Here is a 25,062-nt window from a genome sequence, read left to right as displayed (position 1 = left end):
GCCTTACTTGCAAGGGCGCGTGACGTCTCGGTCCCCCTGAGTGACTTCTCGGGCGACGGGACTGACGCCTCGGCCGACGGGGGTGACGCCTCGGCAAAATTTCACCGGGAGGGCAACCGGCGGACGTACACCGGCCATCCGGCGCGGCTTTGCTCTGAGCGCCGCTGCTCGGGCACGCGGAAGACGCCCTATCCAAGCGGAGGATTCAACGTGTCACACGAGCACCACCCCCACTCGCACGGGCCGGACGGGCGCCACCACGCCCACGCGCACGGCCACACTCACTCCCACGAGGTCGACGAGATCACCCTCGCCGCCTCCTCGGACGCGTCCGACAGCGACCTGCGTCCCGCCGAGGTCACCCGGCGCAACCTGCTCCGCGCCGCCGGCATCGCCGGCGCCGTGACCGCCGGGATGGCCGGCATGACCGGCGTGACCCCGGCGATGGCCGAGACCGCCACGACCGCCACCGCGAAGGGCGGCAACCGGGCCACGATCCGGCACTGGCTCGCCGGCGACCACCACATCCACACCCAGCACAGCTCGGACGCGATGTACCGGGTCATCGACCAGGCACAGCACGGCGCCGCGTACGGCCTGGACTGGCTGGTCATCACCGACCACGGCGGTGCGACCCACGCCAAGCTGGGCGTCGACCTGGTCAACCCCGACATCGTGGCCGCGCGCAAGGTGCTCAAGGACACCCTGATCTTCCAGGGTCTGGAATGGAACATCCCGGCTGCCGAGCACGGGACCGTCTTCGTCGCGCCGGGGCGCAACGAGGTCGCGGTGCTCAAGCAGTTCGAGAACGACTACGACGGCTCCGTCAAGGGCGCCAGCGGCAACTCCCCGGAGAACGAGGCGCTCGCCGTCGCCGGCATCCAGTGGCTCGGCAAGCAGGTCGACAAGCGCCGCGTCGCGGACGCGCTCTTCCTGGCCAACCACCCCGCCCGCAACGGCATCGACAGCCCCCACGAGGTGCGTGCCTGGCGCGACGCCGACCCGCGGATCGCGATCGGCTGGGAGGGCGCGCCCGGCCACCAGGCGGCGGGCCTGCCCGCCGGCTACGGCCCCGGCAGCGCCCGCGGCTACTACGGCAACTCCGCCGGCCCGAACTCCTTCCCCGGCTACCCCGCCGAGTCCTACCGCTCCTGGGGCGGCTTCGACTGGTTCACCTCGACCGTCGGCGGCCTGTGGGACTCGCTGCTCGCCGAGGGCAAGCCGTGGTCGATCAGCGCCAACTCCGACTCCCACGTCAACTGGGGCACCACCTCGCGCCGCCCCGACGGGTCGGACTCGGCCTACTTCAACGCCAACGGCCGATACGGCGACCCGGTCTACGCCGGCTCCCTCAACACCACCGCCGGTGACTTCTGGCCGGGCTACTACAGCCGCACCCACGTCGGCGCCTCCGAGCGCAGCTACGGCGCGGTCATGAAGGGCCTGCGCAACGGCCGCGTCTGGGTCGACCATGGCGCGCTGGTGAAGTCGGTCGACGTACGCGTCGTCTCCTCCGACGGTGGCTCGGAGAGCCTCGGCGGCACCCTGAAGGCGAAGAGGGGCAGCCGGATCTCGCTGGTCGTCACCATCGCCGCCCAGGACGTCCCGAACTGGTCGCAGTTCCTCCCCAGCCTCAACCGGGTCGACGTGATCCGGGGCGCGGTCGACCCGACGTACGTCTCCGACCGCGACACCTGGAAGGCGCCCGACACGAAGGTGATCGAGCAGACCGACACCTCGGGCCGCACCGGCACCTTCCAGCTGCGCTACGACCTCGGTCGTGTCGAGGAGGCGTTCTACGTGCGTGTCCGCGGCACCGACGCCAACCGGTCCCAGCCCGGCTACCTCGGCGCCAGCATCGACCCGGCCGGTCCCGCCATCGACGTCGTCGGCGACGCCGACCCGTGGGTCGACCTGTGGTTCTACACCAACCCGGTCTGGGTCGTCCCGACTCGATGACCACCCGACCCCTGGCCGTCGATGCCGACGCCCGGGACCTCGCCGCCGCCGAGCACCTCGTCCATCGCCTGGACGAGGTGCTCGGCGCGGGGCAGCCCGAGGATGCGTACGTCATCAGCACCCATGTCGTCCGCGAGCCGACCGGCCGCTTCGTCGCGGTCCTCGACTGGCCCGATGGCCCGGCGGTCGACGAGCTGACCGCGCTCCTCACGGACCAGCTCCCCGAGGCGTACGTCACCCTCGACTCCCCCGCGATCGACGAAGCCGCCGCGCGCACTGCCGGGCGGCTGGCCCGCTACCCGGGACGTACCGCAATCGAGACCGTGACGACGGTGGCCGCCGTCGAGACGGACAGCGTCGTCGACGCCGTCGAGGGCCTGGCCGGGATATCGCTGGAACCCGGCGACACCCTTGATCTCACCGGGTTCGCGCGGCCGGTGTGGCGCGAGGGGCGCTGCGTACTCCTGGTCCAGCGCTCCGCCACCGGTCTGGTGCCGTTCGAGATGCGTCACCAGATCCCCTGCTGCTCGGATCACTGAGGTTCAGACCGACGCGGAGCCTCGCGGCAACGGAGCCTCCCAGTGGCGCCACATCGCCAGCAGCCGCCAGCCGGCGCAGGCGATGAAGGCGGCGGTCATCACCAGCGGCTGGGGCAGCGCGAGGAACAGGCCGAAGGCCACGATCGCGGCGCCGGCGAAGGCGGGGATGGCGTAGAAGACGCTGCGGCGCAGGATGATCGGCACCTGACCGGCGAGCACGTCCCGGAGCACACCACCGCCCACGCCGGTGGCCAGCCCCATGATCGCGGCCGCCAGCGGGGAGAGCCCGAAGTCGAGTGCCTTGACCGCCCCCGCGATGACGAACAGCCCCAGGCCCAGGGCGTCGAAGACGTTGATCATCGGCCCGAGCCGGCCCAGCGCGGGATGGAAGTAGAAGGTGAGCAGACCGGCCGCCATCGGCACCACGAGGTAGCGCCAGTCGGAGAGCGCGGCGACCGGGGTCGCACCTATGGACATGTCACGCAGGATGCCTCCGCCGAGCCCGGTGACGCAGGCGAGGACGACCACGCCGAAGATGTCGAGCTCCTTGCGGACCGCCATCAGGCCGCCGGAGAGCGCGAAGACGAAGCACCCGACCAGGTCGAGCACGAGGAGGGTCAGCGTCTGTTCCACCACCGAATGGTCGCCTCGTTCGTCCCAAAAACCCCAAATGCCACGGCCACGCCGCACGACCACCCAATACGATGCAGGTCTGTGGCGTAGGGTCGTCACAACCGTATCTAGAATTGAGAAGAGGATGTCAGCCGAAGGATTGCCCCTGACTCCGGGCCAGCTCGAAGAGCAGGCACCGGATGAGGCTGGTCCCGTCCTTCTGCGGCTCATCTCGGTCAGTGACGATGGTTTACGCATGCTTCTCGTCGATGACGAGGACCGTGAATACACCGCCGACATCGACGACCGTCTCCGTGCAGCACTCGAGGCTGTGTCGACCCGCCGATCGGAGCAAACCGTGAACAAGACCCCGAGCAGCAGCCTGCGGCCCCGTGACATTCAGACCCGTATTCGTTCGGGCGAGAGTGCCGAGGAGGTCGCCGCTGTCGCCGGCACCACGGTCGAGAAGATCTTGGCCTTCGCCGGTCCCGTCCTCGCCGAGCGCGAGCACATGGCACAGCGCGCCCAGCAGGCTTCCGTGCGCCGTCGGCCCGGTGAGGCCGCCAGCACCGCCCGCACCTTGGGCGAGGCGGTCGGCGCCCACTTCCAGACGATGTACGTCGACCCCGAGTCGGTCAACTGGGACTCCTACCGGCGACCCGACGGGCGTTGGAAGCTCACCGGTGAGTACGAGACCCCCGAGCGCTCCGGCATCGCCGAGCTGACCTACGACGCCCCCGGCAACTTCGTCGAGCTCGACAACGACGACGCCCGCTGGCTGACCGGCGAGAAGCTCGAGGCCGCGGCGCCCGAGCCGGAGCCGATCACCGACGACATGCTCGCCGCGCGGCGTCGCCGCGCACAGAGCTCGACCCCGTCGGCCCCTGCAGCGCAGGCTCCGGCAGCGCCGGCCGCGCCCGCCCCGGCACCGGCTCCGGTCACTCCTCCCCCTGCTCCCCAGCCGGTCAAGGAGGCCAAGCCGGCCAAGACGGCTCAGGTCGATGTCGACACCCCGCTCGAGGCATTCCTCGGCGACGAGACGCCAACCGGCAAGCAGGAGCCGGTCCCGGCCGAGCCCGAGCTCGAGCCGACGGTCGTCGAGCCCGCGGCCGCCGAGGCTCCGGCCGATCCCGAGCAGTCCGACGAGGCCCAGCAGAAACCGGCCAAGAAGTCGTCCGCGCGCCGCAAGCGCGCCTCGGTCCCGAGCTGGGACGAGATCATGTTCGGCGGCGGCAAGTCGGAGTGAACCCACTGGTGTGAACCCGTTCACGGACCGGCCATCGGCCGGTCCGTGTTGCGTCGGCGACCCGACCCGACAGAGTCGGCAGCGGGTCGGGCGCAGTTCACGCGCCCCCGATGAAGTGAGTGGAGGCAAGCACTTCCACCCTTCTCGGAGGCCCCCCGATGCTCCTGCCCGACTCGCTGAGCCGACGCTCCCTCCTCTCCAGCACCGCCACGACCGGCTTCGCCGCATCCGCAGCCATGCTGCTCGGCACCGGCTCGATCCCCGCCGACGCGGTATCCGTCAAGGGCGCCACGTCGCTCTCCGGCTACCCGTTCACCATGGGCGTCGCCTCCGGCGACCCGCTCCCCAACTCCGTCGTCCTCTGGACCCGCCTCGCCCCCGAACCGCTCGCCGCCGATGGTCTGGGCGGCATGCCGCAGCAGCCGGTCAAGGTCCGCTGGCAGGTTGCTGAGGACCCCCTCTTCCGCAAGGTCGTGAAGTCCGGCACCGTCACCGCCACCCCGAACTTCGGCCACTCGGTCCACCCCGAGGTCTGGGGTCTGCGTCCCGGCCGCGACTACTGGTACCGCTTCCTGGCCGCCGGCGAGGTCAGCCAGACCGGGCACACCCGGACCGCCCCGGCGTACGGCTCCTCGCCGCGCCAGATGAGCTTCGCCTTCGCCTCCTGCGCGCTCTACAGCCACGGCTTCTACACCGCCTACCGGCACCTGGCCGACGAGGACGTCGACGTCGTCTTCCACCTGGGCGACTACCTGTACGAGTCCGGCGTGACTCCCGAGAACAACTGGCGCAACACCCCGGTCTCCCCCGCCGTCGGCGGCGAGACGCTCGACCTGGCGCGCTACCGCCTGCAGTACGGCCTCTACAAGTCCGACCCGGACCTGATGGCGGCCCACCAGTCCCACGCGTTCGTCGTGGCACCCGACGACCACGAGGTCGAGAACAACTGGGCCGACGAGACTCCCGAGGAGCGGAGCCAGTCGCAGGGCGAGCTGTGGATGCCACGACGTACGGCTGCCTTCCAGGCCTACTACGAGCATCTGCCGTTCCGCGCCAGCTCGCTGCCGGAGGGTCCGGACATGCAGATCTACCGGAGCCTGCGCTACGGCGACCTGGTCGACTTCAACGTGCTCGACACCCGCCAGTACCGCGACGACCAGGCGTACGCCGACGGCAGCGACCCCGCGAGCCCGGAGCTGACGCCGGACATCTACGATCCGTCGCGTTCGATGATGGGTTTCGAGCAGGAGAAGTGGCTCCAGCGCAGCTGGCGCCGCTCGAGCGCCCGCTGGCAGGTGCTCGCCAACCAGGCGCCGATGGCGGAGACCGACCTAGACGAGACCGAGAAGAAGACCCTCTACATGGACCCGTGGGACGGCTACATCGCCAACCGTAACCGGCTCCTCGAGGGCGCTCGCACCAGCGGCATCGAGAACCTCGTCGTCATCACCGGCGACCGCCACCACAACTACGCCAGCAACCTGCTGGCCGACTACGACGACCCCGAGTCGGCCGTCGTCGGCAGCGAGTTCGTCGGCACCTCCATCGCCAGCGGCGGCGACGGCGCCGACATGACCACCGGCGGCGAGACCCTGCTGCGAGCCAACGACCACCTGAAGTTCTTCAACAGCCAGCGCGGCTACGTACGCGTCACGGTCACGCCCGAGGAGCTCTCCAGCGACTTCCGGGTCGTGCCGTACGTCCAGCGCCCGGGCGCGCCGATCTCCACCCGCGCGACCTACGTCGTCGAGAACGGCCGCCCCGGCGTCCAGCTCGACACCCAGAGCACCCCCGTCGGAACGAGGTACGCCGACGTGCCCATGCCGACGCTCAACCGCTGACCGCTGGTCGAGCCGCCGGAGCCGCTAGGCGGAGGCGTGTCGAGACCAACACGGTCCGATCGAGCGCCGACGGGACCGTGTTGGTCTCGACACGCTCGGCCGCAGGCGGCCTCGCGGCTCGACCAGCGTGGCGGGGTCAGCCGAACGGCAGCGGCTCGGGCACCAGGGAGACCGACTGGGCCCGGGCCGCGGTCAGGCGGCGGCGGTGGTGCTGGCGGCAGAGGACCTCGTAGGAGACCGCGCTGGGGGCCTCGTCGGTGTCGCCGACGACGACCTGGTCGCCCTCGGTGACCATGACGCCGTCCTCGACCCGGGCGTTGTGGGTGGCCCGCTTGCCGCACCAGCACAGCGCCTCGACCTGCAGCACCTCGGTACGGTCGGCGAGCTCGACCAGACGAGCGGCACCGGGGAAGAGCCGGGTGCGGAAGTCGGTGAGGATGCCGAAGCAGAAGACGTCGATCTGCAGCTCGTCGGTGATCTTGGCCAGCGCCTCGATCTGCACTGGCGTGTAGAACTGGGCCTCGTCACAGATGAGGTAGTCGATCCGGGCGCCGTGGGTCAGCGAGTCCACGGCGTGGCGCCAGAAGTCGAAGTCGTCGGTGACCTCGATCGCGTCGTGGGTCAGACCCAGCCGCGAGGTGACCACCGCCTCGCCGGAGCGGTCGTGGGCGGTGAAGATCAGCCCCACCCTGCCGCGAGTCGCGTGGTTGTGGTTGGTCTGCAGCGCGAGAGTCGACTTCCCCGCGTCCATCGTCCCGGTCCAGAAGGTCAGCTCAGCCACTTGCGGAAGCCTAGTGGGCTGCGCTGCGGCTCGTGGCAGGACCCTCAGAGCTGGACGTGTTCCGCCGATAGTGGCGCGCGACCCGTGCCCGGTTGCCGCAGCCCGCGGAGCACCACTCGCGCCGTGGGTGGTCGCGGACGAAGTAAAGGACGCAGCCGGGGCCACCGCACGCCTTCAGCTCGTGGGGCGCGCGCTGGGCCAGCACCTCGGATCCCTCCAGCGCCATCAGGCTCAGCTCCCGCTGCGGACCGGTGCCGTTGGCGAGCCACTCGCGCTCGTAGCCACCCTGCGCACCGTGGCGGAGCGTCGGCGCGCAGTGGGACACGAACTCGTTGAGCACCGCGAGCGCCCCCTCCGTGCTGAGCGCCTCGGAGACGGCGGCCGGCCGGCCGTCGGCGGTCAGGTCGGCGGCCAGCCGGCGCAGGGCGTCGCGCAGCGCTCGGGCCCGGCCGAGGTCGTGCTCGTTCAGATCTGGGTGGCGGCCGAGGCCCGCCTCCTCGGCCCAGGCCTCCAGGTGCGCCAAGCTCTCCAGCGAGTCGTGCACGCCCGTCCGGTCGGCCCAGATCGTGTTCATGAGACGTACGGCCCGGGGCTGGGTCGGGTACAGCACCGGCACCTGCAGCTCCACGGCCGCCTCCTCCGTCATCGATCTCTGTCGGTCGGTTCTAATGGTCAGTCTAAGGTTCAGCCGTTACGCCACGCGAGGCGGCCAGCTCGGTCTCGAGCTCGCTGATCCGCTGGGTCAGCTCGGCGACGGTGTGCCGGGCGGCCTCCAGGGGCACCAGCTGCGGGATGTGCTGCTTGCAGTTCCAGTCGAACGCCTCGACGTCGATCAGGATCCCGCGCTCCACGCGTGCCGAGCTCCCGGCCGAAGCGAGCGAGCCGACCAGCTCGGGGTCGTCCTCGAGCTCGACGACCCGCGCACGACCGAAGATCTTCATCCGGGCCTGCAGCTGGTAGTCGATCAGGAACAGCGAGACCCGCTCGTCGTGATCGAGGTTGCCGCGGGTGATGTACTGCCGGTTGCCCCGGAAGTCGGCGAACCCCAGCGTCGTCTCGTCGACGACCTTCAGGAACCCGGGCGGTCCGCCGCGGTGCTGGACGTAGGGCCATCCGGTCTCGCTGACGGTCGCCAGGAAGAAGCTGTCCCGCGAGGTGATGAACGCAGCCTCGCCCCTGCCGATCCGGTCCGGAGCGTCACCCGCCTCCGCCATCCGCGCGTACGCGGCGGCACTTCCGTGGATCGCCTGGTGCTCGGTCACCAGCGGCGTGAACGCGACCTGCCCGTAGTGCCCGGTCATCGCCGGCCCTCGTCGACTCTGTGCTCACCCATGACAAACCCTTCCGCCGGACACGACGAGTGTCCTTCTAATGGATACGTAAGTTGTAACCATTAAAACGGCCAGTCATTCCCGCCCGACGAGGTTGGAGCAGAGCAGCGCCCGGGACGAGCGCGTCAGGAGACCAGCAGCGGGATGAGCATCTCGTCCGGGGTCAGCGAGCCGTGCAACCCGACCAGGGTCGTCTCGTACTGGAACAGGCTGGTCGAGACGACCGCGTGCTCGCCGTGGGAGGCGACGATGACGTCACCGAGCCGCGGCAGCACCGAGGGGGTGACCGGCCCGAACCAGCCACGCCGGATCGCGGTCTCCCGGGTCATCACGTCGGCCTTGTCCCCCAGCGTCTCCGACCAGGTCGCGACCACGTCTTCGACCGCGCCGCGCGAGCAGTAGAGATGCCGGAAACGGGCCTCGCCACCGACCAGAGCGACCCCGTGGCGGAGCTCGGACGCGTCATCGATGTCGGTGCGGGAGGTGGCGGGCGAGTCGACCATGCCGTGGTCGGCGAGCACCAGGAGGCGTACGGACGGGTCCAGGGCGTCCCGCAGCTGCTCGGCCTCGGCGTCGATCATCGAGAGCTGCTGCAGCCAGGGCGAGGAGGCGACGCCGTACTTGTGGCCGGTCCAGTCGAGGTCGCCGTCGTAGAGGTAGGTCAGGGACCCTGGCACCCGCGAGAGCGCGACCGCCGAGGCGATCCGCTCTCCCACCCGGTCGGCGCCGACGAACTCCGCCCCCCGGTGGGCGGCGATGGTCAGCCCCGAGCCGCCGAAGACGCGCTTGTTGATCACCGTGACCGGCACGCCGGCCTCGCCCAGCCGCTGGAAGACGGTCTGGTTGGGCTGCCACTCGACCGGGTCGACGTCCTTGCGCCACTGCAGCGCGTTGAGCAGGTGCTCGGTGCCGGGGATGCGGGAGGTGTAGCCGACCAGCCCGTGTCCGCCGGGCGTCAGCCCGGTGCCGAACGAGGTGAGGCTGGTCGCCGTCGTCGATGGCACCCCGGCCGTGCCGGTCTCCTGGTCCTCGCTCAGCGAGGCCAGGAACGGCGCGGCGTGCGCATAACGGCGCAGCAGGTTGGTGCCCATCCCGTCGACCAGGAAGACGACGTACGCAGCGGCCGGGGGCAGCTCGAGACCGGGTCGCGCCTCGGAGGTGCCCAACGGGATGCCCATCGCGGCGGCGACCGCCGGCAGGACATCACCCAGTGAGCGCTCCCCGTACGCAGGGGCGACGAACCCGGTCATCAGCTCCTCACCGGTTGTGGGTGCGAGCCGAGAGCGATTCTGCGAAGGAGAGCAGGCGGTCGACCGAGTCGTGACCGTCGGCGGCAGCCGAGACGCGCAGCGAGAAGTCGTCGGGGGTGAGCACCCCGGTGTAGCCGTGGTCGGCGTCGCAGTTGGGGTCGGAGCAGCCCGCGGGCTCCAGGTCGACGCGGTTGACGCCGCCCCAGCCGATGGTCATGACCACCTCGGCCGGCTTGCTCGATCCCTTGGTCGGGTTGGTGATCATCCGGGTCACGACCACGGAGTTGACCGAGTCGATGCGTACGGCCTCGGTCGACGTCGAGGTGTAGGGCTCGGGCAGCAGGTCGTCGCCGGCGTGCTCGTCGGTGTGGGCCAGGATCAACCGCGTCGGGGTCAGCACCAGCACGGAGAGGTGGCGGCGCACCTCGTCACGGTCGAACGTCGGCTCGTGGTGCAGGAAGAAGGAGGACACCTTCTCCCCCGCCACGGCGGAGGCCACGCAGTCGGCCACCACCTCGGGGTAGTAGCCGGTGCGGTCGATCTCGGCGCGCAGGTCGTCGGCGCGGTCGAGATCATCGGTGCGGGTGCTCATGGGTGCCAGTCTGTCACGCTCGCGTGTAGCACGGGCCACTGGCGGCACGGGAGCACGCCTGGAGCATTGCCGTCGACTTTCCCGTTCTGATGGTGTAAATCCTTGCAACGCACCAGACACCGGCGGAGGGAAGCCATGGACGGGATCGGGCTCAGCCAGGCGATCGAGACGTTGAGACAGGAACTCTCCGACGCCCAGGCGAGCGGCCGGGAGGGTGAGCTGCGGTTCGAGCTGGGGACGGTCGACCTGGAGCTCAGCGTCGCCATGACCAAGGACGCCAACGGCAAGGTCGGCTGGAGGATCCTCGAGGCCGGCGGGTCGATCGGCACGGAGCGTACGCAGACGATCAGGCTGTCGCTGAAGCCGCTGCCCAGCGGTGCCGCGTCCGCGCAGGAGAACATGGGCGGGATCATCATCGCCGGCGAGACGTCCCCGTCCCGCGACGGCCACGCACCCGAGCACGTCGTCCCCATGATCGACACGGCAGAGGAAGCCGAATAGTCGTCAGATGACGAGCCACCCGTCCGGTCCGGCGAACGATCGCGTCGTCGCCGTCGTCGTCCATGTCTCCGAGACACGGGAGAAGTGGGGCACCGGATATCTCGTCTCTCCGCACGAGGTCCTGACGGCGTGGCACTGCACGGTCGACGATCCGGACACCGCCGACGCGACGCCAACGCCCAATCCTCGCGTCACGGTCCGCCGGAAGCGCCGGGACGGCACCTGGGAGCACAGCTCCGTCGCGGAAATCACCGCGAGCCGGCAGCGTGACCATGCAGGCTGGGGTCTCGATATCGCGCTCATCACGCTCATCGATCCGCCCTGGCGCGACGCCGAATGGGAGCTGCCGACCTTCGCGCGGTGCGATCGCAGTGGAGGTGGCTCGCTGCGTGACTGCGAGGCTCACGGCTACCCCAGCTTCGCGATCGACCCGACCGATCCGGATCGGAAGCACTCCATCGCGACGCTGTCGGGCACGATCAGGCTCGGGGACCGAGCGAACGAGGCGTACGAACACCTGATCCTGCGTGACTCCGCGATCGGGATCGTCAACGATCCGCTGGCCCCGGCCGGCAAGTCGCCGTGGGGCGGACTGTCGGGTGCCCTGGTCTTCTACGACGGACACGTGCTCGGCCACGTCGTCGAGCACCATCCGCACATGGGAACCAACGCGGTGAAGGTCATTCCCGTCTCCCGGCTCGCCCGAGCCACGAAGCAGCGTGCGAGACAGATCGCCGGACGCCTCGGCATCACCTCGGAGGAGAATCTCGCGCACGTAGGCCCGCCGACTCCGCCCCGCACGTCTAGCCATGGCGACCGACACAGCCTCCTTGCACCGGGGTCTCTGCGTCTCGTTCGGGACGGCCTGCCCCGCGAGGAGCTCGGCATCAAGGAGTCCACCAGGCTCCCCGCCGACCTGCCGGACACCGCAGACGTGGACCTGTCGACCAGCTTCCCGCTGTACGTCGCGCGCGATCACGACCAGCGGGTCCGCCAGGCCATCCGGAGCGCCGCGGAATCAGATGGCGGCATCGTGCTCCTCCGCGGCGAGCCGGGCTCGGGCAAGTCCCGGTGCCTCTACGAGGCGGTCCGAGAGGTCCTCCCCACATGGCGGTTGTTCGCCCCCGTCGGCGACAACGCCTCAGCCGAGCTCACGGAGTGGGCTCGAGGGACCGACGTGGGTCGGACGGTGATCTGGCTGGACGAGATCGCCGGCTTCCTCGGATCGGACAAGGTGCCGTATCGAGTGTTCAAGGACCTGCTCGACGACCGGGACAACCCTGTTGTCATCCTCGGCACGATCTGGCCCAACACCTACGCGGACCTCATCTCGTCCTCTTCTTCTCCTGACGGCCGGGACTACGGCGGCCGTGACTTCGGCGGCCACGACGCACGCCTGCTGCTCAAGTGGGCGCCTCCCGACCGGGTTCCTCTCGAGCCCATCGACATCAGTCTGGAGTTCTCCGAGGAGGAGTACGAACGGGCTGCATCCCTAGCCGCTCGTGATCCGCGGCTGGCATCTGCGGTCGCCGAGGACGGTCAGTCCCTCGCGGAGAGCCTCGCCGCTGCTCCTGCGATCCGTGAGCGACTGTACGGGGACAACAGAGACCCCGGCCAGACCGTGTTGCGCGCCTGCGCGGACATTCAGCGCTACCTGCACCCCGAGCTCATGCCCGTTCCAGGCACGGTGCTGCGGGCCGTCGCACTCACCTATATGACACGTTCCGAGCGTGCGACGCTCGCGTCCCGCCCCGACTGGTTCGACGAAGCGGTCGCGTGGGCGTGCGCGCCCGTCAGGGGCAGCGGCAGCGCCGCGATGCAGGCGCTCGCGCCGGCAGACCCAGCGGCCGACGAGGGTGCGATCGAGGGCTACGTCGTCTCACACTTCCTGCTTCGAGGTGGCCCCAACGATCCGCCTGCGGAGCTGTCCGAACATGTTTGGCGAACACTCGCCAAACATGCTGATGAGGTGCAGCCGACGATGCTCGGCCAGCTCGCCCGCATGGCGTACCGCAAGGACGACTTCCCCCACGCCGAGGAGATTGCGCGCAGCGCGCAGGGCCGGGACGCCGCCGCACTTCTGACGCTCGGCAACGTGAAGCTCGAAGACGGCGACCGCGACGCCGCCGAGCAGTTCTACCTCGAGGCCCACGCCCGCGACGAGAAGTACTCTCCCGCGATGAACGCGCTCGGGTTCCTCGCCTACAAGGACGGTCGCTCCGATGAGGAGCGCGAGTGGTACGAGCGGGCTCATCTCGCCGATGGTTCAGCCGTCTGGCCGATGAACAACCTAGGTGTCCGCGCCCGCATCGAGGGCAACCAGCAGAAGGCGGACGATTGGCATCTCAAGGCATTCGAAGCCGATCCCACCGTGCCGCGGACGATGACCAACCTGGGCGGCATCGCGGCACGTCGCGGGGCAGTCGCGGAGGAGCGCGACTGGTACCAGAAGGCCCATGCCAGCGACCCCTCTGTCTACTGGGTCATGCACACCCTCGGGTACATCGAGGAACGAGCCGGTGACGCCGCGGCTGCCCTTGCGTGGCGCGAGAAGGCTTTCGCCTGCGCGCAGAGCGCCGTCGACTCCTGCCGCCACCTCAGGGAGGCCCACCCCACACGGTATGCATCCTCGCTCGCGGAGAAGCTTCGAGACCTCGGTGACGCACACGCTGCTCTCGGGCAACACGACGAGGCCCTGAGCGTGGCCGAGGAGGAAGTCGCGCTCCACCGCGCCCTGGTCCAGAGATCCGAACGGATGCTTCCTGAGCTGGCGGAAGCCCTCCGCACCCTCGGCATCCGGCTGAGCGCGGTGCAGAAGACCCAGGAGTCTCTCCTCGTCAGCACTGAAGCGGCCTATGTCTACAAGGAGCTCGCAGACCGCAACCCACGGGCATTCCGCGGTGGCTACGCCGCCGCTCTTCACGACGCCGCGTACGCCTACGGCGACCTCAATCGCGAGGTCGCCGCACGCATCATGCGGCGTCAGGCACTCCGGAGCTATCGGTATGCCGCCGATCAGGACAGCGACTGGCAGATCCCGCTCGCAAGCTGCCTCGAGGCTCTGGCGGCCAGCTACGCCAACTACCTGTCCACCACGGAGAGAGCCATTCCACTCTTTCTGGAGGCCCGCCTGATCCGCCGACGCGTGGCAGCCATCGACGTGAGGGAGACAGCCGTGCTTGCTGACGCGAGCGCCTCGCTCGGCCGAGCATTGCTGATGACAAGGCGATACCGTGCCGCGGCGGCTGTGTCAGGCCACGAAGTCCAACTGCGCTCGGGCCTCGACGATGCCCAAGGCACTGAAGGGTCGTTGTGCGACGCATATGTGAGACTCGCCGAGTCCCTCGCCCTGGCTGGAATGCCGGATCTGGCACGCGGCGCCGCCCGACGAGCCGAACGGCTGTACCTCCGAATGATGGCCCGAAGCAGTCAGAGCTCGTACGACTGCGTCGTCATCCTGCGAAAGCTGGCTCGGATGCTGCTCGTGAGCACCCGCTACACCTGCCGCCCGCCGCAGCGTGCCCTGACCTACTCGACGAAGGCGTTCGAGATTCATCGAAGGCTCGCACAGGAGAGTCCCGCGACCTACGTCAGCAGCCTGAGCCGCACGGCGCGTTCTCACGCCGACGTCCTGGCGCGGTTCGGCGCTCATGATCCAGCCACGACAAACAGCACCTAGAGGAGTTGATGACATGCCCGAAGGTCCATCCGAAGACCGTCTGGACAAGTTGCTCGACGAGATCATCGAGGAAGAGATACAGAAGGAGAAGTCGCCGGACCTGTTCTACGGAAATGTCGAGGAATTCGTCAAAGACAGGTTCGTCTATCTGTTCGCGCGGTCCCCCGAGTCGGGGCTCGTGTGGTGCCCGGAGTGGTACCGCCATGCCGAGGCCCTCTCGCGGCTGGACGCGATCTGGCGGGCGTGGGAGAACCTGCGGCTCGACCCTGCGACCGGCATCTCGAACTGGTGGCTGCACCATGTCGACCCGAACATGCGCGTACTGATGGATCCTGTCGCCGGTCCCTTTGCCCGATGCACGAACTGGGTACACGGCGAGACTCTGCCTCCGCTGCCCCACGTGGATGCCCCACCCGGTCTGTTCACCGATGCCCGAGCCGAATGGTACGCCGGATCACCGCTGGGACTGCCCGACAACTGAGGCAGCGCTCGGCGTCAGGTCAGCCCGGCAGGGTGTCGCCGACCGCGGGATTGAGGCGGCGTACGAACCAGTCCGAGCGCGGATCGGCGACCAGGTCGACCCGGGCGCCGGCGGTGAGGACGGCCGATCCCTCGAGCCCGACCAGGACCAGCGAGAGGTCGAGGGAGGAGATCTGGGGCAGGTCGTTCTGCAGCTGAGCGACCCTGAGGACGAGCCGCTCGATCTCGTCGACGTCGACCATGTCGCCGCCGCGGTAGCCGAAGAGCATCGGCGCGGCCTTGATCTCGCGCACCATCGAGGCGGCATCGCGCTCGGACAGCGGCGGGATCCGGTAGGCCTTGTCGGCCACCAACTCGGTGATCGGGCCGGCGATGCCGAAGGAGACCACGGGGCCGAACAGCGGGTCCTCCATCGAGCGGATCGCGACCGGGACACCCGGCGGTGCGGTGCGCTGCACCGTGAACCCGCCGGTCTCGGGCGGGATCCGGCTGGTGATCAGCTCCCAGGCCTCGGTCATCTCGTCGACGTCGTCGATGTTGCGTACGACGTGGGCCTGGTCGGGCCGCTCCCGGACGCTCTCGACGGTCGCCTTGAGGACGACACCCCAGCCGAGGTCGTCGCCTGCGGCGATCGCCTCCTCGAGGGTGCTGACGCTGTGGGTGTTCCACAGCTTGATGCCGTAGGCGGCCAGGACCATGCCCAGGTCCTCGCGGCTCAGGTCGCCTCCGGCCGGGCGCGCGGCGAGCACGTCGGTGACGATCTTGCGCGCCGTGCGCGGGTCGCACTCGTCGGTGCTGAGCCACGGGGTCTCGCCGTCGGCGGAGCGCAGCCACACGGCGTACTCCACGACCTTGGCCAGGGCGCGTACGGCCGACTCCACCGAGGAGTAGGACGGCACCGAGCCGCGGCCGGCGGTCGAGCCGGCGACGTCGGGGACGCGGAGCAGCTCGGGGACACCCTCGGCACCCAGGAAGCTGGTGACCAGCGGCTTGTCGGACTGCTCCCCCACCGCGGCGAGCACGTTGGCGATCTCCTCGCCGGAGACGTTGAGCGGCGGGATGTAGACCGAGATCACCGCGTCGACCTCGGGGTCGTCGATGGCCGCGTCGAGCGCGTCCTCGAAGTCCTCGGCGCTCGGCTCGGTGGGGAGCGGGACCTGCTTGTTGACCTGCAGTCCCGCCGAGACGGCGGCGTCGGCGGCCAGCAGACCGAGGGCGTCGGAGTTGCCGACGATGGCGACCCGCCGCCCGCGCGGGAGCGGCTGGTGGGCGAGGAGCTGGGCGACGTCGAACATCTCGTCGAGGGTGTCGACCTGGATGATCCCGGCCTGGCGGAACATCGCGTCGACGGCCGCCGGCGGGGCGCTGATCTTGCGGACCGCGTGACCCATCGGCACACCCTGGGTGGTGCGGCCCGAGCGGACCGCGACGATCGGCTTGCGCAGCGAGACGCGGCGGGCGATGCGGGAGAACTTGCGCGGGTTACCGATCGACTCGAGGTACATCATCACGACCTCGGTCGAGACGTCCTCCTCCCAGTACTGCAGGAGGTCGTTGCCGGAGACGTCGGCGCGGTTTCCGGCGCTGACGAAGGTCGACAGGCCCAGGCCTCGGTTGTTGACCTTCTCCAGGATCGCGGAGCCGAGCGCACCCGACTGGCAGAAGAAGCCCGCGCGGCCGCGCGGCGGCATCGTCGGGGCGAGGCTGGCGTTGATCTTGACCTGCGGGTCGGTGTTGATGACGCCGAGCGCGTTGGGCCCGATCAGCCGCAGCCCGTAGGAGCGGGACAGGTTCACCAGCCGCCGCTGCCGCTGGCGGCCCTCCTCGCCGGTCTCGGCGAAGCCGCTGGAGATGACCACGAGCCCGTGCACGCCCTTGGCGGCACAGTCGAGGACGACGTCCTGGACGGCGTCGGCGGGCACCGCGACGATGGCCACGTCGACGTCGTCGGGGATGTCCTGGACGCTCTTGTACGCCGGCATGCCGCTGACGGCGGTGGAGCTGGGGTTGACCATGTAGACCCGGCCGGTGAAGTCGCCGATCACCAGGTTGCGCACGAGCGCCTGGCCGACGGTCTCCTGTCGCCGGCTGGCCCCGATGACCGCGACCGAGCGCGGGTTGAAGAAGCGGTGGATGGAGGCGGACTCGGCCTCGTGCTCGCGCAGGGCGAGGCGGCCGACCGCGGTGTCGGTGACGTCGATCCCGAACTGCAGCGAGATGACCCCGTCCTCGTAGACGCTGGCCACCTTGTAGCCGGCGTCGCGGAAGGTCTGGATCATCCGCGCGTTGTCGGGGAGCACGTCGGCGGTGAACTTGGTGACCCCACGCTCACGCCCGGCCTGGGCGAGGTGCTCGAGCAGGATCTGTGCGATCCCCCGGCCCTGGTAGTCGTCCTCGACGAGGAAGGCGACCTCGGCCTCGCCGGGCTTGACCACGTCGTAGCGCCCGACGGCGATCATCCGGCCCCGCAGGGTCAGGATGAACGCCACCCGGTCCTTGTGGTCGACCTCGGTGAAGCGCGCGACGTCGCGGGCGGACAGGTGCGGCATCGGCGAGAAGAATCGGTAGTACTTCGACTCGTCGCTGACCCGGTGGTCGTAGAAGTCGACCAGCAGGTCCTTGTCCGCCGACCGGATCGGCCGGATGTGGGCCGTCCGCCCGTCGCGCAGCAGCACGTCCGCCTCCCAGTGGGAGGGGTACGGCGGGGTCTGCTGCGCGGTCACGAGAGAAATCTAGCGGTACGCACCAGTCGCCGCTCAGTCCACGATGCCCAGACGTGGCGTCGGCGCGAGGACCGTGACCAGATGTGCGAAGGGCTTGAAGTCATCGGCGTTCAGCGTCATGACGCCGGCTCCGTGGCGGTGTGCCTGCGCGGCGATCAGGGCGTCCTTGCCTCTGACCTTGGCGCCCGTGGCCTTGGCTCCGGCCGCGACCAGGCCATAGGACCGCGTCGATTCCTTGTCCATGGGCAACCAGTCGAAGCGTGCGTCGAGCTGGTTGAGACGCTGGGTGCGTTTCGCGATCTGCTCGGGGCTCGTGGCGGCCTGGACGCCGAACTCCAGCTCGGCGCGCGAAAGAATGCTGGCTGCGTAGGCCTCACCAGCGTCGAAGAGGTAGCGGTCGTAGTCGATGAGGACGTTGGTGTCGAGGATGATCACCGGCGGTCCCAGGGATCGGTGACCTCGTCGTCGAAAGTGTCGTCGACATCAGCGAGCCACGCATCAGCCTCCGCCGGCGTGAGGCCGGGCTCGTCGGCGTTGAGCACGTCGCCGCGGACCCAGCGGGCCGGACCCGCGTGCGTCGGAACCAAGCGCACCCCAGTCGCGTGGCCGTGCGCAGTGATCTCGAACTCCTCCCCGGTCTCCAGGACACGCTGGATCACGGAGTTGGGGTTCTGCTTGAGATCGCGGGTTCCGATCGTGTTCATGCACCCATCATAGGCTGGGGTGTAGACGTACGTCTACACCCCGGGTGTCAGTGACGTACGACGTTGGCGCGGTCGCGCTCGTTGAGCACCCGCCAGCCGTCATAGTCCCAGTTCCGCGCCAGCTTCTGGGCGTGCTTGGGAGCGTCGCCCTCATGGTTGCGGATGACGAGCTCGCGCACGGCGAACTCCACCGCCTCCTGGGGCGTGGTCGTGCCGGAGATCCGCTGGATCTCCTCGAGCAGCTCGGTGTCGAGCTCGATCTGGGTGACAGCCATCTTCAAGCACCTCCATGTGCGTTGAACCGGTGACTCCGGACGGATTGATCTCTACTGCCAATGTACGCGGATGCGCGGCGTACGGAAGGGCGGCTCGGCTACGACTTGGGCCCAATCGGCGAGCCCGGTGTGGCGTTCGCACAGGGATTCGAGACAATGCCCCTTATGGCACGCGGCAAGACCAAGCAGGACGTACCCGACGACTTCGAGGAGCACATCCTCGACACCGACATCGGGGACGAGATGCGGTCCTCATTCCTGGAGTACTCCTACTCCGTCATCTACTCCCGGGCACTGCCCGACGCCCGCGACGGTCTCAAGCCCGTGCAGCGCCGGATCCTCTACACGATGAACGACATGGGCGTACGTCCAGACCGCGGCCACGTGAAGTGTGCCCGCATCGTCGGTGAGGTGATGGGCAAGCTGCACCCGCACGGCGACGGCGCGATCTACGACGCCCTCGTCCGGATGGCGCAGCCGTGGGCGATGCGGCTGCCGATGATCGACGGGCACGGCAACTTCGGCTCTCCCGGCGGTGACGACCCGGCTGCCGCGATGCGTTACACCGAGGCCCGGATGGGCCCGGCGGCGCAGGCGATGACCGACGACATCAAGGAAGACACGGTCGACTTCCGGCCCAACTACGACTCGCGGGAGATGGAGCCGAGCGTGCTCCCCGCCGCGATCCCCAACCTGCTGGTCAACGGTGCCACCGGCATCGCGGTCGGCATGGCCACCAACATGGCCCCGCACAACCTGATCGAGGTCATCGCCGCCGCGCGCCACCTGATCAAGCACCCCGGCGCCGAGCTCGACACGCTGATGAAGTTCATCCCCGGCCCCGATCTCCCCACCGGCGGCACCATCGTCGGCCTGGACGGGATCCGGGATGCGTACGAGACCGGCCGCGGCTCCTTCAAGATCCGCGCCACCACGCGGATCGAGCCGTTCGGGCGCCGCAAGGGCATCGTGATCACCGAGCTGCCGTTCAACATCGGCACCGAGAAGATCATCGAGCGCGTCAAGGTCCTGGTGCAGTCCAAGAAGATCCAGGGCATCGCCGACCTCAAGGACCTCACCGACCGCGAGCACGGCACCCGGCTGGTGATCGAGGTCAAGAACGGGTTCGTGCCCGAGGCCGTCCTCGAGCAGCTCTACAAGATGACGCCGCTGGAGGACTCCTTCGGCATCAACAACGTCGCGCTCGTCGACGGGCAGCCGCGCACGCTCGGCCTCAAGGAGCTGCTCGAGGTCTTCCTGGGACACCGCTACGACGTCGTGCGCCGCCGTTCGCAGTTCCGTCGTGACAAGGCTGCCGACCGGCTCCACCTGGTCGACGGGCTGCTGATCGCGATCCTCGACATCGACGAGGTCATCCAGCTGATCCGCGCCTCCGACAACGCCGGCGAGGCCAAGGAGCGGCTGATGTCGGTCTTCGACCTGAGCCAGCCGCAGGCGGAGTACATCCTCGACATGGCGCTGCGCCGGCTGACGAAGTTCTCCAAGATCGAGCTGGAGAAGGAGCGCGACGACCTGCGCGCGACGATCGAGTACCTCGACTCGATCCTCGGCGACGACGAGATGCTGCGGAAGGTCGTCTCCGACGAGCTCGGCGAGGTCTCCAAGACCTTCGGCACGCCGCGGCGCACCGTGCTGCTCGCCTCCGCCGGGACGCCGGCGCTCGAGGCGATGAGCCTCGAGGTCGCCGACGACCCGTGCTTCGCGCTGCTCTCCTCGACCGGTCTCCTGGCCCGCTCCTCGGACGCGGAGCCCTTCTCGACCGGCTCCGGCCGCGCCAACCACGACGTGATCGTCTCGGTGGTCCCGGCGACCGCGCGCGGCCAGATCGGCGTGCTCACCTCCCGCGGCCGTCTCGTACGTCTCGGGGTGCTCGACCTGCCGGCGCTGCCGCCGACGCACGGCGACCCGAACCTCTCCGGCGGCCTGCCGCTGTCCGCGCTGCTCTCGCTGGAGTCCGACGAGCGCGCTCTGGCGCTCACGACGCTGGCCACCGACGGTCCCGGCATCGCGCTCGGCACCAAGCTCGGCGTCGTCAAGCGGGTCAACCCCGAGGTGCTGCTCAACAAGGACGAGTGGGAGGTCATCAAGCTCGCCGACGGCGACGAGGTGGTCGGCGCGGCGCAGCTGCGCACCGGCACCGAGTCGCTGGTCTTCGTCACCTCCGACGCCCAGCTCCTTCACTTCCCGGCGGACGTCGTCCGTCCTCAGGGCCGCAGCGCCGGCGGGATGGCCGGCGTTCGGATGGCGCACGGCTCCCGCGTCGTCTTCTTCGGAGTCGTCTCCGCCGACGCTCCCGAGGGTGCCGCGGTCGTCACCGTCGCCGGCTCCTCGAGCGCTCTGCCAGGGACCGAGACCGGCTCGGTGAAGACCACGCCGTTCAGCGAGTACCCGGCCAAGGGCCGGGCCACCGGCGGCGTACGCGCGCACCGCTACCTCAAGGGCGAGGACTCGATCGTCTTCGCCTGGGTCGGCGCCGCTCCTGCGATGGCCGCCGCGGCCTCCGGGGCGCCCATCGAGCTGCCCGAGATCGACCCGCGCCGCGACGGCTCCGGGATCCCCCTCGAGCAGCCCATCGACGCCATCTCCGGACCGGTCGCCAACAGGTAGCCACCGCCAACCGCCCCGCTGGTCAGCGCAGCGCGATGGGGTTCACCGGGGCGCCGACGGCACCGGTGACGCGCAGCGGCGCCGCGGTGAGCAGGAAGTCGTAGCGCCCGTCCTCCGCGCAGACGGACGCGAGGCCGTCCAGGTCCCACATCTCGCCCAGGAAGAGGCCGAGGTGTGGGATCGCGACCTGGTGCAGGGGCTGGAAGGCGTCGTCGAACTCGTTCGGGCGCACCTCGAAGCCCCAGGTGTCGGTGGCGATCGCGGCGATCTCGGTCCGGTGCAGCCAGTCGGCGGTGGTGAAGGAGAGGCCGGGGGCCGCTCCCCCGGCGTAGCCGCCCCAGCCGTCGCCGGCGGCGACGCCCCGGCGGGCGCGGGAGAGCTGCCCGGTGCGTACGACGACGATGTCGCCGCGGCCCACGGCCGCGCTGGCACCCTGGGCCGCGATCGTTTGCTCCAGGTGCTCCTCGGTGATGGCGAACCCGTCGGGGAGCTCTCCGTCGGTGCCGACCGCGCGGCCGACGTCGAGCAGCACCCCGCGACCGCAGACCACGTCGGCGACCGTCTCGATCCCGGTGACACCGTCGCCCAGCGAGGTCACCACCGACTCCGCCGGGCGGCCGTTCCAGGCCCGTCCGTGGTCGAAGATGTGGCCGAGCCCGTCCCACTGGGTCGAGCACTGCAGCGGCATCGCGATGACGTCGTCCGCGCCGCCGATCCCGTGCGGGAACCCCTGGATGCCGGCGACCGCGTCGGTGCCGGTGTCCAGCATGGTGTGCACCGGATTCGTACGCCGCCGCCAACCGTTCTGCGGCCCGTCCATGTCGAAGGGCAGCGAGAGCGAGTAGGAACGGCCGGCCTGCACCAGCCCCGCAGCCGAGACCCGCTTGGCGTCGGTGAGGAAGTTCATCGTCCCGTGGACGTCGTCCTCGCCCCAGCGCCCCCAGTTGGATACGCGGGCGACCGTCTTCGCGATCTCGCCTTCGGGATCGCTCCGATCAAGGGAGGTCACGACGCGTCCAGCTCGGCGAAGGTGTCGGCGACCCAGTCGGCGATGAAGCCGATGACGTGCGGGAAGTGGTCCAGGCCGATGTGCTCGGTGGCTCCCTCCTCCGGCGTGAAGATCCGCAGCTCGCGCTTGGGGCTGTTGACCGCCTGGTCGTAGGAGCGATGCGCGTACGAGAGCGGGATCTGGCGGTCGTTCTCGCCGTGGGCGATGAGGAACGGCAGGGTGATCTCCTCGACCACGCCGTCGAGGTTCACGTCCTCGGCGAAGTCGATGAAAGTGTCGACGTCGGGCTGCCCCCACACCCACAGCACGTGGTCCCAGTAGTGCGGCACCGGGTTCTCGCCCTCACGCTGCAGCCGGCGCTTCTGCACCGCGCCCCAGTCGTGGTTGGCACCCCAGGCCACGCACAGCGCCAGCCGCTTCTCGTACGCCGCGGCGCGAGGCGCGTAGTAGCCGCCCAGCGACCAGCCCACGAGCCCGATCCGGTCGGCACGTACATCCGAGCGCGTCTCGAGCCAGTCGACGCAGGCCGCGGCCCAGGCCTCGGTGTCGACGCGCGCGGTGAGGCCGTCCAGACGCAGCGCCTCACCGGAGCCACCGCAGTCGACCATCAGCGTCGAGATACCGCGGGCGGCGAGCTCGGTGTGGACACCGGCGCCGACCATCATCTCCTTGGTCGAGTCGAGCCCGTTCCACACGATCATGACCGGCGCCGCCTCGCCCGCACCGACCGCCGGGTGGAAGTAGGCGGGCAGGCTGGTCTCGCGGCCGTTCTCGACGTACGGGATGGCGACCTTGACCGTCGGCTGGTCGAGGAGCTCGAAGGAGCGGACCAGCACGTCGACGCTGCGCTGGTACTCGGCGTTGCGGCCCGGGTCCTTCGCGCTCTGCATCCGCTCGGCCTGGGAGACGTAGACGGAGGCACGGAAGAGCTTCTGCCCAGCCGTACGCCGGTGGCCGGCCTTCTCGGCCTCGGCCGCCTGCTCCTCGAGCTGGTCGGCGACACCGCGCCAGGCGGCCATGAACTCGGCGGTGCCCACGTCGGAGCCCTGTGCCGCCAGCTCCTTCAGCGGCCGGCAGGCACGGTCGACCTCGTCGATCAGGCCGCCGGAGTTGAGCGTGGCGACCACGCCCAGGTTCCAGACGTAGTTGCCGGGAAAGTACTCGAACATCTCTTGTCCTCTTCTAATGGGTGTCTCAGCGCAGGGCGTCGGAGACGGTCTTGGCGCCGGCGTGCGAGGAGACCCCGCCGTCGACGGGGATCTCGGCACCGGTGACGTACGCCGCGCCGTCCCCGAGCAGGAAGACCACGACCGACGCGACCTCCTCAGGCATGCCGGGGCGCCCTAGCGGGGCAGCGGCGACCGAGGCCTCGCGGAACGCAGCCGGAGCCGAGGCGGTCATGGCGGTCTCGATGAAGCCGGGATGTACGGCGTTGACGCGGATGCCGCGCTCCCCCAGCTCGAGCGCCGCGGTGTGTGTGAGCCCGCGGACGGCCCACTTGCTGGTGGTGTAGGCCACCGGGTAGTGCCCCTGCAGCGCGGCGAGCGATCCGATGGTGACGATCGACCCGCCCGGCGGCATCAGCGGCGCCAGCGCCTGGATCCCGAGCAGCGGCCCGAGCACGTTGACGTCATGGGCGTCCCGCATGTCGGCGACGCTCGCAGCCCCGACCCTGGCACGGCGGGTGACGCCGGCGCAGCTCACCAGCCCATGGACCTGCCCGGCGAGCTCGCCCGCGAGGTCGGCCCAGGCGTCCTCGTCGCGGACGTCGAGGCTCCGGACGCCAGGCGCCGCCTCGCGGTCGACGCCCACCGCCGTCCCACCTTCCGCGGTCACGGCGGCGGCCACCGCCGCCCCGATTCCCGAGGCGGCCCCGGTGACCACGACCGTACGTCCGGCCAGCGAGCTCATCGGGGCGCCTCACGAGCAGCCGCCCGTGCGGCACTGTCGCGGCGCCGCACCGGCGGCAGCTCGGGGGCGGGCGGCGCGACGCCGACGGTGTTGGTGAGGGTGCCGATCCCCTCGACCTCGAGGGTGACCACGTCACCGGGTTGCAGCGGCTTCGGCTCCTGCGAGCCATGACGGCCCCACAGCTCGGCCAGGCACCCGCCGTTGCCGACGGTGCCCGAACCGAGGACGTCGCCGGCGACCACGCGGGAGTCGCGGGAGGCGTACGCGATCATCGTCTCGAAGGTCCAGCCGACGTTCGAGAGCCGGTCGCGGCCGATCTCGGCGCCGTTGACCGACACCGTGCACAGCAGGTCGAGGAAGCCGTCCTCGTCGCGGTACGGCTCCAGTTCGTCGGCCGTCACGATCCACGGCCCGAGCGTGGTCGCGAAGTCCTTGCCCTTCGCCGGACCGAGACCGACCTGCATCTCGCGGCCCTGCAGATCACGAGCCGACCAGTCGTTGAAGATCGTGTAGCCGAAGACGTACGCCCCGGCCTCCTCGGGCGGGACCGACCGGCCCTCGGCCCCGACGACGGCGGCGACCTCCAGTTCGAAGTCGCGGGCCGCGCAGGCCGCCGGGAACGGGACCTCCGCGCCCGGTCCGAGGATCGCGTGCGGGTTGGTGAAGTAGAAGGCCGGGGCGTCGTACCAGGCGTCGGGGACCCCGCTGACGCCGTCGACCGAGCGGCGTACGCCCTCGACGTGCTCCTCGAAGGCGACGAAGTCGCGCACCGAGGCCGGCTCCAGCGGCGCCAGCAGCTCGACCTCGGCGAGGTCGATGGCGTCCGCTGCCCGGGCATGGTCGGCGGCACGGTCGAGCACCTCGCGCCCGCCGGCGATGAGCGTACGCATCGTGTGCCGCACGGCGAACGGGTGCAGTCCGTCCTCGGTGACCAGGCCGACGCGCGGCACGTCGAGGTCAGGATCGCGGAAGGTTGCCAGCTTCATCGGGCTCTCCTCATT

The 25,062-nt window shown here is 69.9% G+C and carries 22 protein-coding genes; 8 read left to right on the top strand and 14 right to left on the bottom strand.

All coding sequences use genetic code 11. The annotated features are described in order from the left end of the window. Positions 1 to 210: 210 nt before the first annotated feature. Together OG801_RS25600 and OG801_RS25595 are read left to right on the top strand one after the other, a co-directional pair. Positions 211 to 1,959 (top strand): histidinol-phosphatase, encoded by a 1,749-nt coding sequence (locus OG801_RS25600; RefSeq protein ID WP_406031877.1) that lies wholly within the window; start codon positions 211 to 213, stop codon positions 1,957 to 1,959. Beyond that, on the top strand, positions 1,956 to 2,498 hold the full coding sequence (locus OG801_RS25595) for a hypothetical protein (RefSeq protein WP_406031876.1): 543 nt from the start codon (positions 1,956 to 1,958) through the stop codon (positions 2,496 to 2,498). The genes OG801_RS25600 and OG801_RS25595 overlap by 4 nt, the downstream gene beginning before the upstream one ends. Before the next feature lie 3 nt (positions 2,499 to 2,501). On the opposite strand, the gene OG801_RS25590 is transcribed toward OG801_RS25595, so the two are convergent. After that, entirely contained in the window at positions 2,502 to 3,131 is a 630-nt protein-coding gene (locus tag OG801_RS25590) for a trimeric intracellular cation channel family protein (RefSeq protein ID WP_355018382.1), read from the bottom strand. A 235-nt stretch (positions 3,132 to 3,366) separates the two neighbouring features. Here OG801_RS25590 and sepH point away from each other — a divergent pair, with 235 nt between their 5' ends. After that, a complete protein-coding gene (gene sepH / locus OG801_RS25585; protein ID WP_406031875.1) occupies positions 3,367 to 4,356 on the top strand; it encodes a septation protein SepH in 990 nt (329 codons plus the stop codon). Positions 4,357 to 4,514: 158 nt separating this feature from the next. Next, positions 4,515 to 6,197 (top strand): alkaline phosphatase D family protein, encoded by a 1,683-nt coding sequence (locus tag OG801_RS25580; protein ID WP_406031874.1) that lies wholly within the window; start codon positions 4,515 to 4,517, stop codon positions 6,195 to 6,197. Between the two features lie 136 nt (positions 6,198 to 6,333). Here the strand turns inward: OG801_RS25580 and OG801_RS25575 are convergent, their stop codons facing one another. From OG801_RS25575 to OG801_RS25555, 5 genes are all read right to left on the bottom strand, one after another. Further along, the gene (locus OG801_RS25575; RefSeq protein ID WP_355018379.1) at positions 6,334 to 6,978 is read right to left on the bottom strand and encodes a thymidine kinase; all 645 of its coding nucleotides are present in this window, start codon (positions 6,976 to 6,978) and stop codon (positions 6,334 to 6,336) included. Between the two features lie 10 nt (positions 6,979 to 6,988). Beyond that, positions 6,989 to 7,606: a CGNR zinc finger domain-containing protein gene (locus OG801_RS25570; protein WP_406031873.1), complete on the bottom strand. Its 618-nt coding sequence runs from the start codon at positions 7,604 to 7,606 to the stop codon at positions 6,989 to 6,991. Positions 7,607 to 7,655: 49 nt separating this feature from the next. Beyond that, positions 7,656 to 8,279 (bottom strand): pyridoxamine 5'-phosphate oxidase family protein, encoded by a 624-nt coding sequence (locus tag OG801_RS25565; RefSeq protein ID WP_406031872.1) that lies wholly within the window; start codon positions 8,277 to 8,279, stop codon positions 7,656 to 7,658. A gap of 155 nt (positions 8,280 to 8,434) precedes the next feature. Further along, positions 8,435 to 9,559, bottom strand: coding sequence for an alkaline phosphatase family protein (locus OG801_RS25560; RefSeq protein WP_406031871.1), 1,125 nt, complete (start codon positions 9,557 to 9,559; stop codon positions 8,435 to 8,437). Positions 9,560 to 9,566: 7 nt separating this feature from the next. After that, on the bottom strand, positions 9,567 to 10,151 hold the full coding sequence (locus tag OG801_RS25555; protein ID WP_141804060.1) for a DUF5998 family protein: 585 nt from the start codon (positions 10,149 to 10,151) through the stop codon (positions 9,567 to 9,569). A gap of 135 nt (positions 10,152 to 10,286) precedes the next feature. On the opposite strand from OG801_RS25555, the gene OG801_RS25550 reads away from it, so the two are divergent. Genes OG801_RS25550 through OG801_RS25540 form a run of 3 tightly spaced genes read left to right on the top strand, consistent with a single transcriptional unit; the run spans position 10,287 to position 14,812 of the window. Next, positions 10,287 to 10,652: a trypco2 family protein gene (locus OG801_RS25550; protein WP_406031870.1), complete on the top strand. Its 366-nt coding sequence runs from the start codon at positions 10,287 to 10,289 to the stop codon at positions 10,650 to 10,652. Between the two features lie 7 nt (positions 10,653 to 10,659). Further along, complete coding sequence (locus OG801_RS25545; RefSeq protein WP_406031869.1) at positions 10,660 to 14,331, top strand: trypsin-like serine protease; 3,672 nt, start codon at positions 10,660 to 10,662, stop codon at positions 14,329 to 14,331. Further along, positions 14,303 to 14,812, top strand: a complete 510-nt coding sequence (locus OG801_RS25540; protein ID WP_406031868.1) for a DUF4913 domain-containing protein — start codon at positions 14,303 to 14,305, stop codon at positions 14,810 to 14,812. The genes OG801_RS25545 and OG801_RS25540 overlap by 29 nt, the downstream gene beginning before the upstream one ends. A 19-nt stretch (positions 14,813 to 14,831) precedes the next feature. Here the strand turns inward: OG801_RS25540 and OG801_RS25535 are convergent, their stop codons facing one another. The 4 genes from OG801_RS25535 to OG801_RS25520 are packed head-to-tail and all read right to left on the bottom strand — an operon-like array spanning position 14,832 to position 18,513. After that, entirely contained in the window at positions 14,832 to 17,534 is a 2,703-nt protein-coding gene (locus OG801_RS25535; RefSeq protein ID WP_406031867.1) for a GNAT family N-acetyltransferase, read from the bottom strand. Positions 17,535 to 17,567: 33 nt separating this feature from the next. Beyond that, the gene (locus OG801_RS25530) at positions 17,568 to 17,969 is read right to left on the bottom strand and encodes a PIN domain-containing protein (protein ID WP_406031866.1); all 402 of its coding nucleotides are present in this window, start codon (positions 17,967 to 17,969) and stop codon (positions 17,568 to 17,570) included. Then, positions 17,966 to 18,238: a type II toxin-antitoxin system Phd/YefM family antitoxin gene (locus OG801_RS25525; RefSeq protein ID WP_406031865.1), complete on the bottom strand. Its 273-nt coding sequence runs from the start codon at positions 18,236 to 18,238 to the stop codon at positions 17,966 to 17,968. The genes OG801_RS25530 and OG801_RS25525 overlap by 4 nt, the downstream gene beginning before the upstream one ends. 47 nt (positions 18,239 to 18,285) lie before the next feature. Next, on the bottom strand, positions 18,286 to 18,513 hold the full coding sequence (locus tag OG801_RS25520; RefSeq protein WP_406031864.1) for a type II toxin-antitoxin system VapB family antitoxin: 228 nt from the start codon (positions 18,511 to 18,513) through the stop codon (positions 18,286 to 18,288). A gap of 165 nt (positions 18,514 to 18,678) precedes the next feature. Between OG801_RS25520 and OG801_RS25515 the strand changes: the two genes are divergently transcribed. Then, a complete protein-coding gene (locus tag OG801_RS25515) occupies positions 18,679 to 21,141 on the top strand; it encodes a DNA topoisomerase (ATP-hydrolyzing) subunit A (protein WP_406031863.1) in 2,463 nt (820 codons plus the stop codon). Positions 21,142 to 21,163: 22 nt separating this feature from the next. Here the strand turns inward: OG801_RS25515 and OG801_RS25510 are convergent, their stop codons facing one another. The 4 genes from OG801_RS25510 to OG801_RS25495 are packed head-to-tail and all read right to left on the bottom strand — an operon-like array spanning position 21,164 to position 25,047. After that, positions 21,164 to 22,150 carry a cyclase family protein gene (locus OG801_RS25510; protein ID WP_406031862.1) on the bottom strand — a complete coding sequence of 329 codons (987 nt, stop codon included), beginning with the start codon at positions 22,148 to 22,150 and terminating at the stop codon, positions 21,164 to 21,166. Next, positions 22,147 to 23,319, bottom strand: a complete 1,173-nt coding sequence (locus OG801_RS25505) for an alpha/beta hydrolase family protein (protein ID WP_406031861.1) — start codon at positions 23,317 to 23,319, stop codon at positions 22,147 to 22,149. Before OG801_RS25505 ends, OG801_RS25510 begins: the two co-directional genes overlap by 4 nt. 25 nt (positions 23,320 to 23,344) lie before the next feature. After that, positions 23,345 to 24,061, bottom strand: a complete 717-nt coding sequence (locus OG801_RS25500) for an SDR family oxidoreductase (RefSeq protein WP_406031860.1) — start codon at positions 24,059 to 24,061, stop codon at positions 23,345 to 23,347. Continuing rightward, the gene (locus OG801_RS25495; protein WP_406031859.1) at positions 24,058 to 25,047 is read right to left on the bottom strand and encodes a fumarylacetoacetate hydrolase family protein; all 990 of its coding nucleotides are present in this window, start codon (positions 25,045 to 25,047) and stop codon (positions 24,058 to 24,060) included. Before OG801_RS25495 ends, OG801_RS25500 begins: the two co-directional genes overlap by 4 nt. Between the last annotated feature and the right edge of the window lie 15 nt (positions 25,048 to 25,062).

It is taken from the genome of Nocardioides sp. NBC_00163, assembly GCF_045206295.1.
GTDB lineage: Bacteria > Actinomycetota > Actinomycetes > Propionibacteriales > Nocardioidaceae > Nocardioides.
Note: the sequence above shows the minus strand (reverse complement) of the source record. Positions and strands in the feature narration are given on the sequence as shown.

What these genes read in the sequence shown, in the direction of transcription:
- sepH (WP_406031875.1), top strand. Translation starts at nt 3,367, where the DNA reads ATGCTTCTCGTCGATGACGAGGACCGTGAATACACCGCCGACATCGAC.
- OG801_RS25545 (WP_406031869.1), top strand. Translation starts at nt 10,660, where the DNA reads ATGACGAGCCACCCGTCCGGTCCGGCGAACGATCGCGTCGTCGCCGTC.
- OG801_RS25595 (WP_406031876.1), top strand. Translation starts at nt 1,956, where the DNA reads ATGACCACCCGACCCCTGGCCGTCGATGCCGACGCCCGGGACCTCGCC.
- OG801_RS25495 (WP_406031859.1), bottom strand. Translation starts at nt 25,047, where the DNA reads ATGAAGCTGGCAACCTTCCGCGATCCTGACCTCGACGTGCCGCGCGTC.
- OG801_RS25560 (WP_406031871.1), bottom strand. Translation starts at nt 9,559, where the DNA reads ATGACCGGGTTCGTCGCCCCTGCGTACGGGGAGCGCTCACTGGGTGAT.
- OG801_RS25555 (WP_141804060.1), bottom strand. Translation starts at nt 10,151, where the DNA reads ATGAGCACCCGCACCGATGATCTCGACCGCGCCGACGACCTGCGCGCC.
- OG801_RS25520 (WP_406031864.1), bottom strand. Translation starts at nt 18,513, where the DNA reads ATGGCTGTCACCCAGATCGAGCTCGACACCGAGCTGCTCGAGGAGATC.
- OG801_RS25505 (WP_406031861.1), bottom strand. Translation starts at nt 23,319, where the DNA reads ATGTTCGAGTACTTTCCCGGCAACTACGTCTGGAACCTGGGCGTGGTC.
- OG801_RS25515 (WP_406031863.1), top strand. Translation starts at nt 18,679, where the DNA reads ATGGCACGCGGCAAGACCAAGCAGGACGTACCCGACGACTTCGAGGAG.
- OG801_RS25550 (WP_406031870.1), top strand. Translation starts at nt 10,287, where the DNA reads ATGGACGGGATCGGGCTCAGCCAGGCGATCGAGACGTTGAGACAGGAA.
- OG801_RS25540 (WP_406031868.1), top strand. Translation starts at nt 14,303, where the DNA reads ATGATCCAGCCACGACAAACAGCACCTAGAGGAGTTGATGACATGCCC.
- OG801_RS25580 (WP_406031874.1), top strand. Translation starts at nt 4,515, where the DNA reads ATGCTCCTGCCCGACTCGCTGAGCCGACGCTCCCTCCTCTCCAGCACC.
- OG801_RS25525 (WP_406031865.1), bottom strand. Translation starts at nt 18,238, where the DNA reads ATGAACACGATCGGAACCCGCGATCTCAAGCAGAACCCCAACTCCGTG.
- OG801_RS25500 (WP_406031860.1), bottom strand. Translation starts at nt 24,061, where the DNA reads ATGAGCTCGCTGGCCGGACGTACGGTCGTGGTCACCGGGGCCGCCTCG.
- OG801_RS25565 (WP_406031872.1), bottom strand. Translation starts at nt 8,279, where the DNA reads ATGACCGGGCACTACGGGCAGGTCGCGTTCACGCCGCTGGTGACCGAG.